Here is a 268-nt window from a genome sequence, read left to right on the forward strand (position 1 = left end):
CAGGTCGTGGGCCAGTGCCTGGTTGATGTTTACCGTGAAGGTCGGTTTGACGTTCTCAGCCACCGAAGGCTGGTCGGCAGTGATGGTGACCTTGACCAGATCGCCTTCGTTGCCAGGCGTACCCGGTTCGTCGGTGACCGTGGTGCTGACCGGGGTCTTGTCCAGGGTCAGCTGCTCGAACTTGCCGACATCGGTGCCGCTGACCGAAGCGATCGACTTGATCACCGGGTCGTTGGCGCCTGCGTAGACGTTGTCCGGAGCGGTGACC

1 protein-coding gene is annotated in these 268 nt (G+C 62.3%); it reads right to left on the minus strand.

What is annotated here, in order from left to right; translation table 11 throughout:
- A partial coding sequence (locus tag QSV36_RS22980) for a hypothetical protein (protein ID WP_289134772.1) occupies positions 1–268 on the minus strand: 268 nt, incomplete at both ends.

Origin of the sequence: Pseudomonas sp. BCRC 81390 (assembly GCF_030341915.1) — a bacterium.
GTDB lineage: Bacteria > Pseudomonadota > Gammaproteobacteria > Pseudomonadales > Pseudomonadaceae > Aquipseudomonas.